This is a genomic window from Halobaculum sp. EA56, assembly GCF_051195075.1.
In the GTDB taxonomy this organism is placed as follows: domain Archaea; phylum Halobacteriota; class Halobacteria; order Halobacteriales; family Haloferacaceae; genus Halobaculum.
The window spans coordinates 112,029-125,269 of the sequence record NZ_JBNTJX010000002.1; the positions used below are offsets into that span (position 1 = coordinate 112,029).

At 72.7% G+C, this 13,241-nt stretch carries 13 protein-coding genes and 2 tRNA genes; 6 read left to right on the top strand and 9 right to left on the bottom strand.

Going from position 1 to position 13,241, the window contains the following annotated elements:
• Positions 1–119 precede the first annotated feature (119 nt).
• Together ACQUQ1_RS03710 and ACQUQ1_RS03715 are read right to left on the bottom strand one after the other, a co-directional pair.
• Positions 120–644, bottom strand: coding sequence for a DUF7344 domain-containing protein (locus ACQUQ1_RS03710; RefSeq protein ID WP_435062921.1), 525 nt, complete (start codon positions 642–644; stop codon positions 120–122).
• Between the two features lie 384 nt (positions 645–1,028).
• The gene (locus tag ACQUQ1_RS03715) at positions 1,029–1,724 is read right to left on the bottom strand and encodes a helix-turn-helix domain-containing protein (RefSeq protein ID WP_435062922.1); all 696 of its coding nucleotides are present in this window, start codon (positions 1,722–1,724) and stop codon (positions 1,029–1,031) included.
• A gap of 282 nt (positions 1,725–2,006) precedes the next feature.
• On the opposite strand from ACQUQ1_RS03715, the gene ACQUQ1_RS03720 reads away from it, so the two are divergent.
• The 4 genes from ACQUQ1_RS03720 (at position 2,007) to ACQUQ1_RS03735 (ending at position 6,417) form a co-directional block, all read left to right on the top strand.
• Positions 2,007–3,461 (top strand): hypothetical protein, encoded by a 1,455-nt coding sequence (locus ACQUQ1_RS03720; protein ID WP_435062923.1) that lies wholly within the window; start codon positions 2,007–2,009, stop codon positions 3,459–3,461.
• 7 nt (positions 3,462–3,468) lie between these two features.
• The gene (locus ACQUQ1_RS03725) at positions 3,469–4,311 is read left to right on the top strand and encodes an alpha/beta fold hydrolase (protein ID WP_435062924.1); all 843 of its coding nucleotides are present in this window, start codon (positions 3,469–3,471) and stop codon (positions 4,309–4,311) included.
• 166 nt (positions 4,312–4,477) lie between these two features.
• Entirely contained in the window at positions 4,478–5,548 is a 1,071-nt protein-coding gene (locus ACQUQ1_RS03730; RefSeq protein WP_435062925.1) for an amidohydrolase family protein, read from the top strand.
• Positions 5,548–6,417, top strand: coding sequence for a metal-sulfur cluster assembly factor (locus ACQUQ1_RS03735; protein WP_435062926.1), 870 nt, complete (start codon positions 5,548–5,550; stop codon positions 6,415–6,417). The genes ACQUQ1_RS03730 and ACQUQ1_RS03735 overlap by 1 nt, the downstream gene beginning before the upstream one ends.
• 17 nt (positions 6,418–6,434) lie before the next feature.
• On the opposite strand, the gene ACQUQ1_RS03740 is transcribed toward ACQUQ1_RS03735, so the two are convergent.
• Positions 6,435–6,653, bottom strand: coding sequence for a hypothetical protein (locus tag ACQUQ1_RS03740; RefSeq protein WP_435062927.1), 219 nt, complete (start codon positions 6,651–6,653; stop codon positions 6,435–6,437).
• 69 nt (positions 6,654–6,722) lie between these two features.
• The gene (locus tag ACQUQ1_RS03745) at positions 6,723–7,517 is read right to left on the bottom strand and encodes a metallophosphoesterase (protein ID WP_435062928.1); all 795 of its coding nucleotides are present in this window, start codon (positions 7,515–7,517) and stop codon (positions 6,723–6,725) included.
• 170 nt (positions 7,518–7,687) lie between these two features.
• Between ACQUQ1_RS03745 and ACQUQ1_RS03750 the strand changes: the two genes are divergently transcribed.
• Entirely contained in the window at positions 7,688–9,112 is a 1,425-nt protein-coding gene (locus ACQUQ1_RS03750; protein WP_435062929.1) for a dihydrolipoyl dehydrogenase family protein, read from the top strand.
• A 35-nt stretch (positions 9,113–9,147) separates the two neighbouring features.
• On the opposite strand, the gene ACQUQ1_RS03755 is transcribed toward ACQUQ1_RS03750, so the two are convergent.
• A complete protein-coding gene (locus ACQUQ1_RS03755) occupies positions 9,148–9,687 on the bottom strand; it encodes a phosphate-starvation-inducible PsiE family protein (RefSeq protein WP_435062930.1) in 540 nt (179 codons plus the stop codon).
• Between the two features lie 98 nt (positions 9,688–9,785).
• Here ACQUQ1_RS03755 and ACQUQ1_RS03760 point away from each other — a divergent pair, with 98 nt between their 5' ends.
• Positions 9,786–10,628, top strand: a complete 843-nt coding sequence (locus ACQUQ1_RS03760; RefSeq protein ID WP_435062931.1) for a DUF6663 family protein — start codon at positions 9,786–9,788, stop codon at positions 10,626–10,628.
• A 40-nt stretch (positions 10,629–10,668) separates the two neighbouring features.
• On the opposite strand, the gene ACQUQ1_RS03765 is transcribed toward ACQUQ1_RS03760, so the two are convergent.
• The 4 genes from ACQUQ1_RS03765 to ACQUQ1_RS03780 all read right to left on the bottom strand — a co-directional run bounded on the left by ACQUQ1_RS03765 (position 10,669) and on the right by ACQUQ1_RS03780 (position 13,233).
• The gene (locus ACQUQ1_RS03765; RefSeq protein WP_435062932.1) at positions 10,669–11,640 is read right to left on the bottom strand and encodes a C-terminal binding protein; all 972 of its coding nucleotides are present in this window, start codon (positions 11,638–11,640) and stop codon (positions 10,669–10,671) included.
• A gap of 153 nt (positions 11,641–11,793) precedes the next feature.
• Positions 11,794–12,504 (bottom strand): hypothetical protein, encoded by a 711-nt coding sequence (locus ACQUQ1_RS03770; protein ID WP_435062933.1) that lies wholly within the window; start codon positions 12,502–12,504, stop codon positions 11,794–11,796.
• Between the two features lie 420 nt (positions 12,505–12,924).
• Positions 12,925–13,028, bottom strand: a tRNA-Ile gene (locus ACQUQ1_RS03775).
• Positions 13,029–13,130: 102 nt separating this feature from the next.
• Positions 13,131–13,233, bottom strand: a tRNA-Asn gene (locus ACQUQ1_RS03780).
• Between the last annotated feature and the right edge of the window lie 8 nt (positions 13,234–13,241).

Consider the following 13,241-nt stretch of genomic DNA (forward strand, 5'->3'; position numbering starts at 1 on the left):
AACGTGATACGCGCACTGGCTCAAAAAGCCTCGCAGTGCGGAGGGCGTCTCCCGCTCGGTGCGTCCCGGGGTTCGCCGCCCGTGCGGCGGCGTTCGACGGGGCCGGGGGCGCCGTCCGGTCACGAGTCCCCCTCGCGAGGGACGCGGTCGGCCGGGTCCGCGTCGCCGACGGTCCACCCGACGGTGACTGCGGCGCCGACGAGGGCGACACCGACGCCCGCGAGCAGCGGCGTCGCCGACGACGCGGTCGCCAGCGCGGCGCCGGCCAGCGCGACCGCGACGAGCGCGGCGCCGGCCGCCCTCGTCGCGAGCGGCGACAGGCAGCGTCGCCCGGAGCGGTCGGTCGCGTTCAGGTACGGTCGAAGCTCCGAGAGCGCCGGCGTCGGCTCGACGACGCCGCGGCCGGCGTCGTATCGGACCACCCCCAGGTCGTCCAGCTTCGAGAGGTGGAACTGCTGGAGCGCGTTGTACACGCGCCGTCGCTCCTGGGACCCGACACGCTCGACGGGCTTGTCGTTCTCCCACGCCGCCACCTGTCGGGAGAGTTCCCGGAGGCCCACGCCCGAATCGCGACCCATGAGCCGGCGGACCACGAGGCGGCGTCGCTCGTTCGCGAGCGTCTCGAACGCCTCGCCGTCGCTCACTCCCCCGGGCGAGGCTCCATCGGCCGGCGTCCGTCGGGAGGAGTCCCGTGTCGCACACGGACGTCCCGATCCGTCCGGGGGAGCGTGTATGTGTGTACTGGTATCACGCATCACATGTACGGACCCGCCGCGACTCCATAGCGGTAGTCCCTATGTCCATAGGATCCGGGGCGAGTTCGTCCCCGGGCGGTCCGGCTCCGCTCCCCGTGCCCGACGGCCGCGGCCCGACGCAGTACGTGGATCTCGGACGCGGAACGTCGGGGAGACGACGGCCGCACCCGAGCCCCGTTCGGGGCATGAACGCGCAAACTCGCGGGGCCCGTGACCGGAACGACTCGCCGGAGGAGCCGGGGGAACTCACCGGAACGACTCGCGCCGACCCGCTCAGCGGTCGGTCGCGGCGCCGAAGAGCGCCTCGAAGAGGCGACGCTGGCCGGCGCGGAGGTGCTGGCTGAACGTCGGCTGGGAGATGCCGAGGGCGGCCGCGCAGTCCTCGGCGCCGTTGTCCCTGGGCCAGTTGAAGTACCCGCTCGCGTACGCCGTCCGCAGCGCCTCCTCCTGTCGCTGCGTCAGTTCGTCGAGCGGGCCCGCCTCGGAGTGGCCGACCCGGAGACACCGGTCGCGCTGCCGGTGGGCGAGCAGCTCCGACCCCGGGTGTCGCTCCGTGAACCGTTCGACCACGCGCCGGATCGTGACGTGGGAGGGGACCTCCGCCACGACGCGCCCCTCCCCGTTCGAGGCGGTCACCGATCGCGTGACCGCGCCCGCGTCCGCGAGCGTCTTCGTCACGCACGGCCCGGCGACGACGAACTCGAAGAGCCCGCCGTCGTCGGTCTCCCTGACGAGGTGCGCCTCGTCGATGGCGGGCGCGTCGGCCACGAGGTCGAGCACGCGCTCGGGCGCGGTCCCGCTGACGGTGAAGAACTCGAGCAGCCGGTCGTCCGACCGGTGGGCCATGTCCTCCAGCTCGACGGTGCAGCCGATGGACTCCGAGGCGGCGACGAAGAAGCAGTCCGGGTCCCGCACGAGGAGCTCCAGCTCGACGGTCCGCGGTCGTGCCTCGGCGGACTCGATTGACATGTTCATCGATACCACACCTCACTGATTAAGCGTTTGGCGAGTGGGTGATCGGGGGCCACGACCGACGGGTCGGGGTGGTCTCTCCCCCCTGCATCGCGGGCGGGGTCGGGTGAGTGGTAGCCGTGAACTACCGGGCGCTGGCCGCCTTTGTGGCACCGCTGGCCGCCTTTGCAGGGTCGGTCGGGCTTCCTTACACGCGATCTGGCTGTTCATGAATAAGCCCGATCGGCGGCGAGGGGAACCCGTGCCGACGGGGAGCGCCGTCGGCCACCGAGGTCACCAATGGAACGCAGAAACCTGATGAAGACGGTTGGCGGTATCGGCATCGTCGGCGCGCTCGGGACCGGCGCGGCGGCGGCGGACGAACATCGCGGCGAGGAGGACGGCGACGGGGACGGCCGCGGGTCCGGCGGTCGCGGCGGCCGATACACACCCTACGGCGGAACCGACGTGAAGACGGCGCCCGAACTCGGGACGTTCGACCACGTCCTCGCGTACCTGGCGGAGGGGATCGTCGACGGCCCGACGACCTCGCCGTACGCGGACCCGGACAGCGAACACTACGACACCGGCGGGGTAGAGGGCGACCCGCTCCTGGCGAAATTCTGGCACTTCGACATCCAGAAGCGGACGGTCGAGGAGATCATCGCCGACCGACAGGCGCACCACGACTTCCTGATCGACCACTTCGGGATCGACATGCAGGGCGCGGAGTACGGCGACGTGCGGACCGTCCCGCCGGGGACGTTCGCCCCGCCGCTGGGACAGCGTGGGAAGAAGGCACGCTGGGCGTTCCCGGGCGAGGGGCCCGACGAGTACACCGGCGAGGAGGTCACCGACGGCATCACCGAGGACAACATGTTCGACACGTTCGTGTGGATGCCGGACCCGGACGTGGACGCCACGGACGCCGTCGTTCCCGAGACGTCCCTCATGTTGGAACCGAAGGTCGCCTACACGAACTACGTCAAGAGCGGGGCCGCCGTCCCGGCCAACGACGAGGACGAACTCGGCGGGATGACCAACCGCGACACCTTCACCGCGAACAAGGTTCGGGACGGCGGCTACTGGATCTTCGCCGTCGAGGACGACGACGTTCCCCGGGAGTTCATCCGGGACAGCCTGGAGGACACGGACCACGGACGGCCGCAGTTCTGGTACAACACCCAGGCCGACGGCCAGCTCCGGATGGGACGTGGCGTCGCCGGTGGCAAGGACCCGGACGTCGACCCGCCGGACAAGCTCTTCCTCGACGAGGTCGGCCCGGACGCCGAGTTCCACAAGGGCCTGCCAGAGGAGATGGGCACGTTCTGGGGGCACTACAACATCAACCGCGGGGAGAACCGGGACCCGATATCGATCCACTACCGCTCGGGGTTCCCGACGGAATTCAATCCCCACAGCGGCATCCCGCGGGCCTTCATGTGCGAACTCCAGTGCGAGGAGTTCGTCACCGACCGCAATCCGCAGGGGCTGGGTCGCGTCCACGGCTCGACGTACCCGACCGGGACGACGGTGAACGGGAACACGAACGGCCACAACTACCGGGAGCACGGGCCGCCGGAGGGCGCCCCGGCCTCGACGATCCGCAACGTCCTGACGTTCCCGCCGAGCCTCACTCGCGGGCGCGCGAGCGACCCGGAGGGCGAGCGCCGGTACAACGTCGCCCCCGGATGGCCGGAGGCGATGCCCGACAGCCAGCACGACATCCCGGGATACCCGGACGCGCTGAACTGAGAGACACATGACGAGCTACGACGAGTGGACGGCGGCGCAGGACAGCACGACGGTAGCCGTGGACGACCACGACCTCGAGGTCGCCTACCGCGACGAGGGCGGCGGCGATCCGGTCGTCTTCCTCCACGGTATCCCGACGAACTCGTACCTGTTCAGACACCAGTTCGACGCCGTCGCCGCCGAGCGACGGGCGATCGCCCCGGACATGGTGGGGTACGGCAACTCCGCGATGCACGACGGCTTCGACCGGTCGATCCGCGCCCAGGAGGAGGCGGTCCGCGGCCTGATCGACGACCTCGGCCTCGGCACCGTCGACTTCGTCGGCCACGACCTCGGCGGCGGTGTCGGCCTCCGCCTAGCGGCGCGCTCACCCGACGCGGTCGACCGACTCGTGCTCTCGAACTCGGTCGCGTACGACTCCTGGCCCATCCAGATCGTCACCGACCTGGGGCTCCCCGAGTCGGCGCGGGAGAACAGCGTCGAGGACGTCCAGGGGATGCTCGACGGCCTCTTCCGGGACACGCTGTACGGCGATCCCGACGACGCGTTCGTCGAGGCGATGAAGGCGCCGTGGGCCTCCGAGGAGGGCGTCACGTCGCTCGTGCGCGACGCGAGCGGGACGAACACCAGTCACACGACCGAGGTCGACCCCGCGGACGTGACGGCGGACACGCTGCTGCTGTGGGGGATCGAGGACGAGTTCCAGCCCGTTCGGTGGGCCGAGCGACTGGAGGATGACATCGGCTCCTGTGAACTCGTGCGCCTGGAGGAGGCGAACCACTGGGTGCCCGAGGACCGCGGCGAGGCGTTCCGCGAGCACCTGACGGACTTCCTGCTCGGGGGTGGCTGACGCGGCGGGACCCCGTCGCGACCCGAGCCCGGACGTCGAGGGTGTCGGGTCGCCCCCGGTCGGGTCGGGCCGGGTCGACAGGCTCCGGCTCGTTCGCCGACGGCTGTGCGAGGGACGGTCGAATCGTGCAAACAATCATGAGGGATGACAACGAGTGACATAACACATGTACGTGACCGACGACGGCGAGGAACTGTTCGTGATCGACTCGCACGTCCACCTGTGGGACGCGAGCGAGGAGAACATCGTCCACGAGGGCGGCGAGCAGTTCATCCAGTGCTTCTACGACTACCACACGGGGTTCACCCCCGAGGAGCGGCAGTGGAGCCTGGATGAGTACCGGAAGTACGGCAAGGAGCGGATGACGGAGGACCTGTTCGGCAACGCGGCGGTGGACATGGGCGTCTTCCAGCCGACGTACCTCTCGGAGTTCTACGACGAGGGGTTCAACACGACCGAGCAGAACGCCGAACTCGCCGAGGAGTACCCCGAGCGGTTCGTCCTCAACGGGAGCTTCGACCCCCGGGACGGCGAGGAGGGGCTGGAGTACCTGGAGGAACTAGACCGAAAGTACGACCTGCAGGGCGTGAAGCTGTACACGGCCGAGTGGCGCGGCGACTCGAAGGGGTGGCGCCTCGACAGCGAGGAGTCGTTCAGGTTCCTCGACAAGTGCGCGGAGTTGGGCATCGAGAACATCCACCCGCACAAGGGGCCGACGATCCGCCCGCTCAACCGCGACGCCTTCGACGTGGCCGACGTGGACGACGCGGCCACCTCCTTCCCGGAGCTGAACTTCGTCGTCGAGCACGTCGGGCTCCCCCGGCTGGACGACTTCTGCTGGATCGCCGCCCAGGAGCCGAACGTGTACGGCGGGCTCGCGGTCGCGGCCCCGCTGGCGGTCCACCGCCCGCGCAAGTTCGGCGAGATCATGGGCGAGCTCCTGTTCTGGCTCGGGGAGGACCGCCTGCTGTTCGGGTCGGACTACGCGCTGTGGAACCCCGACTGGCTCGTGGAGACGTTCATGGAGGCCGAGCTCACCGACGAGCAGCGAGACGAGTACGGCGTCGACTTCGGCCTCGAGACGAAGCGGAAGATACTCGGGGAGAACGCCGCCGAGCTGTACGACATCGACATCGAGGCGAAGAAGGAGCAGTTCCGCTCGGACGACGTGACCGAGGAGTTCGGCCTCGCCGACCACTACGCCGGCGGCACCGACGCCGCGCCGGCGGACGACTGATGTCCTCGGAGTCGCCGCCGGCGGACACGGAGTCGGCCCCCCCCACGACGACGCCTCCCGCGGTTCGCGAGCGCCTCGACCGCGTGACTGACCCCGAACTCGACACGTCCATCGTCGAGCTGGACTACGTCGAGGAGATCCGGATCGACGCCGGCGACGGGAGCGACGGCGACGAGGTGTTCGTCGCGTTCACGCTCCCGACGGCGTGGTGCTCGCCGGCGTTCGCGTGGATGATGGCGGTCGACGCCCGCGAGGCGGTCGAGTCGCTTCCCGACGTCGCCCGCGCGGAGGTCGAACTCAGAGACCACATGCACGAGCGGGAGATCACCCGCGGCGTCAACGAGGGGCTCCCCTTCGAGGAGGCGTTCCCCGACGCCGACGGCGGGGTCGAGTCCGTCCGGCTGGAACTGGACCGCAAGGCCCGGACCGCCCGCCAGCACGACGCCACCGGGGCGCTACTCCAGGCGGGGCTGACCCGCGACCAGGTCGCCGGGGTGACCCGGTCGGATCTGGAGTTCGCGGACGCGCCCGAGGGCCGGGTCCGCGTATGGGTGCGGGACGGTGCCGTCGCGGTCGAGGCGGACGCCGAGCCCGTCGAGCGATACCTGGAGAAGGCCGAGGCGACCGGGCTGCTCGACGACGAACACCCCGAACTGTTCCGGACGCCCGAGGGGGAGCCGTTCGACGGCGACGAGGTCGACCTCGTCCGCAAGCGGACCCGCCTCGCCGGGGTGAACATGGGCGGGCAGGGGACCGTCTGTGACGCGCTCAACGACGCGCGCCACGCGGAGGACCGCCCGCCGCTGTCGATGCGCGAGGGCGCCCCGGTCGCCCCGGGCGACGAGGAGGACCGCGCGGACGCCGACTGAGCCGGACCCCCACCGTCTCAGAACCCGATCAGTCCCTTCGGACCCGGCGGCGGACCGCGCGAGCCCCCGTCGCGGTCGCCGTCCCCCTCGTCCTCGGGTTCGCCGTGGCCCTCCCTCGCCAGCCCGTACCGTCCGCGGTCGGCGAACTCGGCGGCGCTCCAGCCGCACTCGGGACAGACGCCGTCGCTGTGATCGAACTCGACACCGCAGCCGAGACACTCGTTGATCGCGGCCATCGATATCACGTAGCACGGACGCGTCAAAAGCGTTCGCCGCGTCGGCGGCGCCGGCCTCGCCGTCGCCGGCTACAACAGCCGCCGGAACTCCCCGAGCGGCGGGAACTCCAGCGGGTCGTCGCCGTCCCGGTCGGTTCCGCTCCCGCCTCCGCTCCCGGCGGCGTCGGCGTCCGTCCCGTCCCGGTCGCCGTCGTCGCCGCCGCCCCCGTCGGGCGCGACGATCGGCCGGAGCGCGTCGGCGTCGACGACGAACGGCGAGCGGAACTCGCTCGCGGTCAGCCGGTTCACCTCGACGCCGGCGGCGAGTCGGCTGAACGCGGGGAGCATCAGCAGGTCGGCGCCGCGGTAGGCGCGCTCGGCGTACAGGTAGCACGGGCGCCTGTCCCCCTCGATCGCGATGGCGGGGTGGTCGTGGCCGATCACGTACAGGCCCGCGGCCTCGTCCCCGGGCGGGGCCTCGTGACCGTGGCGCACGACCGCCGGGCGCCCCCGCACCCGGACGTCGAGCTCGTGGGCGTCGTGGACGGGGCCGTCCCACGCGGCCGACAGCGACGTGTCGTGGTTGCCGCGGACGAGCACGGGCCGGGCGCCGGCGTCGCGGCAGGCGTCGACCAGCCCCGACAGCGACCGCTCGGCGGCGACGGAGACGCGGTCGAACCGGTGGAGCACGTCGCCGGCGAACACGGCCTCCCCCGGGTCGAACCGGTCGAGCAGGGCGGTCAGTCGGTCCGTCAGGTCGGCCGCCTCGCCGAGGGGGTACTCGACGTTCGACGCCTCCGCGCGCCCGACGTGGAGGTCCGCGAGCACGAGCGCGTCGGCGTCGCGGAGGTACGCCGCGCGGTCGCGCAGGCCGGCGTTCAACACGGCCTCGCCTACCGGACGGTCGGAGTTAGCCCTGTCGTCGCCGGGGACGGTCGCGGGACGGGACCGGGTCGGGCGACGGGGGCGGATCCCGGAACGGGAGCGGCCCGGGTCTGCGGTCGCGGGCCACGACGACCGTAGCTACTTCACGCCCCGGCCGGAACGGGCACCCCATGCACGTGGCAGTCATCGGGGCCTACGGGAGCGCGGGCGCCGCCGCCGCCGAGACGCTCTCGGGGCACACCGACCCCACGGACCCGGACGCGCCGCTGGACAGGCTCACGCTCGTCGACGACGGCGAGCCCGGCGGCGGGCTCTGCATCCTCCGGGGCTGTATGCCCTCGAAGGAGGTGCTGTCGGCGGCCGGCCACCGCTATCGCGCGCGTCACGACGACCGGCTCGCCGGCCCGGCGCCGGGGATGGACCTCGACCGCGTCGTGGAACGCAAGGACGAGCACGTCTCCTCGTTCGCCGAGCATCGTCGGTCGGCGGTCCACGACATCGCCGCGATCGAGGGGGTCGACTTCCGGCACGAGACCGCGCGCTTCGTCGGACCCCACGAGCTCGAACTCTCCGGCGGCGAACGGCTCGCCCCCGACTACGTCGTCGTCGCCTCGGGGTCGACGCTGAACGTCCCGGACCTCCCGGGGATCGACGAGGTGAGCTACATGGACAGCGCGGCCGTGCTCGACGCGACCGACCTGCCGGACTCGGGGGTCGTGATGGGCTTCGGCTACGTCGGCCTCGAACTCGTCCCCTACCTCGCGGAGGCGGGGGTCGACCTCACGGTGATCGAACACGACGAGCGGCCCCTCGACGACGCGCCCGCGCCCGTCGGCGACGAGATACTCGACTGCTACCGCGAGGAGTTCGGCGTCGAGATCCTCACCGGGACCCGCGAGGAGTCGCTGGAGGCGACCGCCGACGGCGGCGTCCGCCTGCACACCGACCGCGACGACGACCGCGCGACCGTCGAGGCGGAGGAGCTGTTCCTGTTCACCGGCCGCCGGCCGAACCTCGACGGGCTGAACCTCGACGCGACCGACCTCGACCCGGGGCCGGACTGGGTCGACGCGACGATGCGCGCCGTCGACGACGCGACCGGGCGGACGTTCGTCGTCGGCGACGCCAACGGACGCCGGCCGCTGCTGCACGTCGCCAAGGAGCAGGGGTACCTCGCGGCCGACAACGTCCTCGCGGACGCCCGCGGCGACGACCTCGCCGAGTACGACCCGATCACCCACCGGGTCGTGTTCTCGGCGGCGGCCGTCTACCCCTACGCCCGGGTGGGCCACAGCGCCGAGTCGGCCCGGGCGGCCGGTCACGACGTGATCGAGGTCGGACGCGAGGCGGCCGACGACGGCGTGTTCGAGACGAAGGCGGCGTCGCGCGGGCTCGCTCGGCTGGTGGTCGACGCCGACGACGGCACGGTGCTGGGCTACCTCGGCCTGCACCTCCACGCGGACGTGATGGCGAAGACGATGCAGGTGATCGTCGAGGACGGCGCGGACGTGCGGGAGGTCCCGGACCGGGCGTTCCACCCGACGACGCCGGAGATCCTCGACGGCCTGTTCCGCGAGGCGAGCGGGGCGCTGTAGCCGGACGCGGCGGCCCCCGGAGCCCGGGTCGGAACTCAGTCCGGGTCCGAGGGGCCGTCCCCGCTCTCCCGCCCCGCGCCCGGCGGCGGCCCGGTGTCGGCGGACGCCTCCCCGCCGGATCCGTCGCCGCCCGCGAGCACGTCCGCGACCGCCGCGCTCCCGGTGAGCCGGACGACGTAGTAGGCCGCGACCAGTACCGCGAGCAGCAGCGAGAACGCCCCGGCGGCGACGAACGCCTGGTCGATGCTGGCGTACTCGCCGGGGCGGAAGGAGATCACCTTCCGGGTGATGGCGATGAGCGCCGCGCTGATGACGATCCGGACCACCGGCTCGTTCCGGGAGAACGCCACCACGGTCTGGTGTATCTCGACGATGATCAGGAGGACGAGCACCGTGTCGATGATGTCGATCACCTGGTTGGGGTCCGTGAACTCCCCGCTCGCGAGCAGGTCCACGAGCACCAGCAGGAGGTCGAGGAAGCCGATGGCGAACAGCACCATCAGGAAGTACGCCGTGCCGACCTCCAGCAGCTTCATCCCCTGTTCGGAGGGTTCGACGGCGTCCTCGATGCGCACGGGCCACGACAGGGACGGAACCGACAAAACGGTACGGGCACGCCGGACCGACCGTCCCGGAGCGACACGGGCTTACCGGCCGGGCCGCTCGATCCGGTATGGACGCAGGCGACGACCCCGAGGGCGACGACGGCTCGCTCGACCCGTGGGCCGACGACGGGGACGACTGGGCCGACGAGGCGGGACCATCGGCCGGAGCCCCCGAGGGCGACGCGGACGCGACGGCGGGGGACGACTGGGAGTCGACCGGCGGCGGGGGCGCGAGCGTCTCCGCCGGCGAGGGCGCCGCGCTCGGCCCGCGACGCTACCGGGTGCTCGACCGCGACGCCGACGCGGAGGCGCTCGTGCTCGTCGACCTCGACACGCCAGACCCCGGACCCGGCCCCGCCCCGGACGAGGGGTTCGAGCCGGTCAGGGTCGCGGCGACCGGCTACGACGGCGCCCTCGCGGAGACCGTCGACTCGCTGGATCCGGGGTACGTCGTTCGGGCGCGCCTTCGCTGGCCCGGCCACGGCGCCGGCGGCGGGGACCCCGACGCCACGCCGCTGGCCCGCTTTGACTCGGCCTCGATCGAGCGCGAGAGCCGCTACCTGTTCGCCGACGCCGTCGAGAACCTGTTCGAGGCCGCCCGCGACGCCTGGCAGGACGCCCGCGCCGCCGGCGAGGGGATGGCCTCGCGCGTCACCCGCGACACGGACGGCGAGCCGAACGGCGCGCTGTACGTGTTCGCCGAGGCGGGCGCGCGCGACCTGCTCGGGGAGTTCCGCTCGGGGACCACCCCCCTCGAACCGCTGGTCGAGCGCGTGAACGAGGACCTCGGGGACGACGAGCCGCGGGAGGTGTTCGTCCTCCGGCCCGAGCGGGGCGCCTTCGTCGTCGTCTACATCGCCTTCGAGCGGGACGGCCTGCTGGCGCGGACCGTCCGCGACACCTACTTCTGAGCGGTCCCGGACCCCCGACGGCCGCGGACCCGGTGCCGCCTCACAGCCAGTCGGCGTCGGGGTCGACGAGCCCCCGCGGCTCCTCCCCGCGGAACGCCCGGCGGATGTCGCGCGCGAGCGACTCGTTCAGGTCGCGCTTCGCCTCCGCCGAGTACCAGCCGACGTGCGGGGTGACGACGACGTCGTCGCGCCCGAGCAGCGGGTGGTCCTCGCCGGCCGGCTCCGTCTCCAGCACGTCGAGGCCGACGGCGGCGACCTCGCCGTCGTCGAGCGCGGCCTCCAGGGCGGACTCGTCGACGACGCCCCCGCGGCCGGTGTTGACGACGACCGCGTGCGAGGGGAGCGCCGCGAACGCGTCCGCGCCGACCATCCCCCGCGTCTCGTCGGTCAGCGGCGCGTGCACGGAGACGTGGTCGGCGCGGCGACACAGCGCCTCGAACGACACCGGCTCGACGCCCCGGTCGCGCAGTTCCCCGGGGTCGACGTACGGATCCGACGCCACCACCCGGTCGACGAGGGGGTCGATCCGCGCGGCGAAGCGGCGCGCGATGGGGCCGAAGGAGACGACGCCGACGGTGCAGTCGGCCAGGCGCGAGACCGGGTACGGCGGCTCCCAGTCCCACGCGCCCGCCTCCGCCCGGTCGGCGTACGCCGGGATCCCCCGCGCGAGCGACGTGAGCAGGCCCACCGCGTGGTCGGCCACCTCGTCGAGGCAGTAGTCGGGCACGCGGATCACCCGCACGCCGTGGTCGGCGGCCGCCCGGACGTCGATGCCGTCGAGGCCGACCGCGCCGCGGGCGAGCACGCGCAGGTTCAGGTCCGCCAGCACGTCCGCGGTGACGGGGACCCCGACGTTCACGACGGCGGCGTCCGCGTCGGCGGCGTGCTCGCGCAGCGCTGACGGCGTCGAGAGGTCGGCCGTCCGGACGCGGCAGTCCACCACGTCGCGCAGGCGGTCCGGGTCGTACTTCGGGTCGTCGGCGACGACGATCAGTTCGTCGGCGGCGCTCACGGCCGTCCCTCCGTCATGGGCGGATCCTCGGTCGGCGGCGTGAAAAGCGGGCGGGGCGGTTCCCGGCGGCTCGAAGCCCGCCGCTCCCCCGCCTTCCGGCCCCATTCCCGGACCCGGGCCGCCCCCGCCCCCTCCCCGCGCTCGCTTTCGATGTCACCGCCGGGCGGACGCCGGCGGGTCGAGCGACACGCCGCTGTCAACCGCGCCGCCGACGTGCTCGATCATCGCCCCCGGATCGCCGAGACGCCACCGGCCGTCGTGGACGGCGACGACCTCGCGGCCGTGCTCCGAGGCCGGGAGCGTGCCGATCGGATGGTCGTAGGTCGCGTCGAGGTAGACGTACTCGCGGCCGCCGGCCCGCACCGTCGCGACGGCGTCGCCGCCCGCGTCGGCCCCGACCCCGGGCGCGTCGGGCGCGACCCCGACGGCGGCGTGGCCGGGGAGGATCACCAGCGCGGGGTCGCAGTCGAACGGCGGCGCGGCGAGCACGCCCGCGAGCAGCGCGGCGTAGTCCTCGCAGTCGCCCTCGCAGTCCACGAGGGTCTCGGGGACGTAGCGGGGATACTCGACGGCGCCTGTCGACCCGGCGTCGGTCGCGTACGGCAGCGAACGGACGAACGCGAGCGCGCCGCGGAGCCGTCCGCCGGCGGTGTCGACGCCGGCGGCATCCAGCCGGGTCGCCAGGGCCCGCGCGACCGACCCCGCGAGGTCGTCCTCCAGCGCCGCGCGGAACGTCTCCCCCAGCGTTCGCTCGGCGGTTCGCGCTTCGCGGTACCGGTCCGCCGGCACCTCGACCGAGAGCGACCGCGCCGCGCCCCGGTCGCGCCAGCGGAACCGGAGCCGGTAGCTCCCCCCGCGCCGCACCCGCGAGACGGACCGTCCGCGTGCGGTCCCCCGCGGCCGCAACGAGTCGTCAGCCGGCGGGGTTCGTCCGCCGCTGACACATCGCTCCACGGCGCCCGCGAGGGCCGCGCCCGCCCCCGCGAGGAACCGCCGCCGGCCGTGGTCGGTCCCCCTCTCCCCCGGTTCGCCTCGTCCGTCCGTTCGCGGTGATGTAGATGCCACTCTCGGTGGTCGTGTGTCGCGGTCGGCCGCCGCTCGACCCGGTGCTCGTTTCGAGACCTCCCTCCGCGACCGTGGATCGGGACGCCTCCGAGAAACCGGTTGCTAAGAGGTGAACCGAGCGTCTCCGTGTGAAACAGTGTCGAGGGAACTCGCCCCCGACCGGGCCGAACGGCCGCCGGACCGCACGCTTTCCGGGGGTGGCATCACGAGAACCGGGAGTGGGCCCAGAGGGATTCGAACCCTCGACCGCCCGGTGTCCCATCCGGCGGCCAGGGCCGGCCGGAGTATGAGCCGGGTGCTATACCGGACTAAGCTATGGGCCCTCGTCGCCCCGGTTGTCGCGCCGCCGGCAAGTAGTTTCCCTTCCGGGTCGCCGTCGGCGGGACGAACCCGGTCGCGGCTACGGGACGCGAGTGAGAGAGAAGCGCCGAAGCCAGGACTCGAACCTGGGACCACCTCGTCTCTGCGGGAGACAGCGGAACTGAATCCCGTAACAGCGAGGCGCTCTACCAGCTGAGCTACTTCGGCTCGCACCT

Excerpts from the sequence above, each read along its gene's own strand:
- ACQUQ1_RS03715 (WP_435062922.1), bottom strand. The coding sequence starts at position 1,724 with ATGTCAATCGAGTCCGCCGAGGCACGACCGCGGACCGTCGAGCTGGAG.
- ACQUQ1_RS03720 (WP_435062923.1), top strand. The coding sequence starts at position 2,007 with ATGGAACGCAGAAACCTGATGAAGACGGTTGGCGGTATCGGCATCGTC.
- ACQUQ1_RS03725 (WP_435062924.1), top strand. The coding sequence starts at position 3,469 with ATGACGAGCTACGACGAGTGGACGGCGGCGCAGGACAGCACGACGGTA.
- ACQUQ1_RS03730 (WP_435062925.1), top strand. The coding sequence starts at position 4,478 with ATGTACGTGACCGACGACGGCGAGGAACTGTTCGTGATCGACTCGCAC.
- ACQUQ1_RS03735 (WP_435062926.1), top strand. The coding sequence starts at position 5,548 with ATGTCCTCGGAGTCGCCGCCGGCGGACACGGAGTCGGCCCCCCCCACG.
- ACQUQ1_RS03740 (WP_435062927.1), bottom strand. The coding sequence starts at position 6,653 with ATGGCCGCGATCAACGAGTGTCTCGGCTGCGGTGTCGAGTTCGATCAC.
- ACQUQ1_RS03750 (WP_435062929.1), top strand. The coding sequence starts at position 7,688 with ATGCACGTGGCAGTCATCGGGGCCTACGGGAGCGCGGGCGCCGCCGCC.
- ACQUQ1_RS03760 (WP_435062931.1), top strand. The coding sequence starts at position 9,786 with ATGGACGCAGGCGACGACCCCGAGGGCGACGACGGCTCGCTCGACCCG.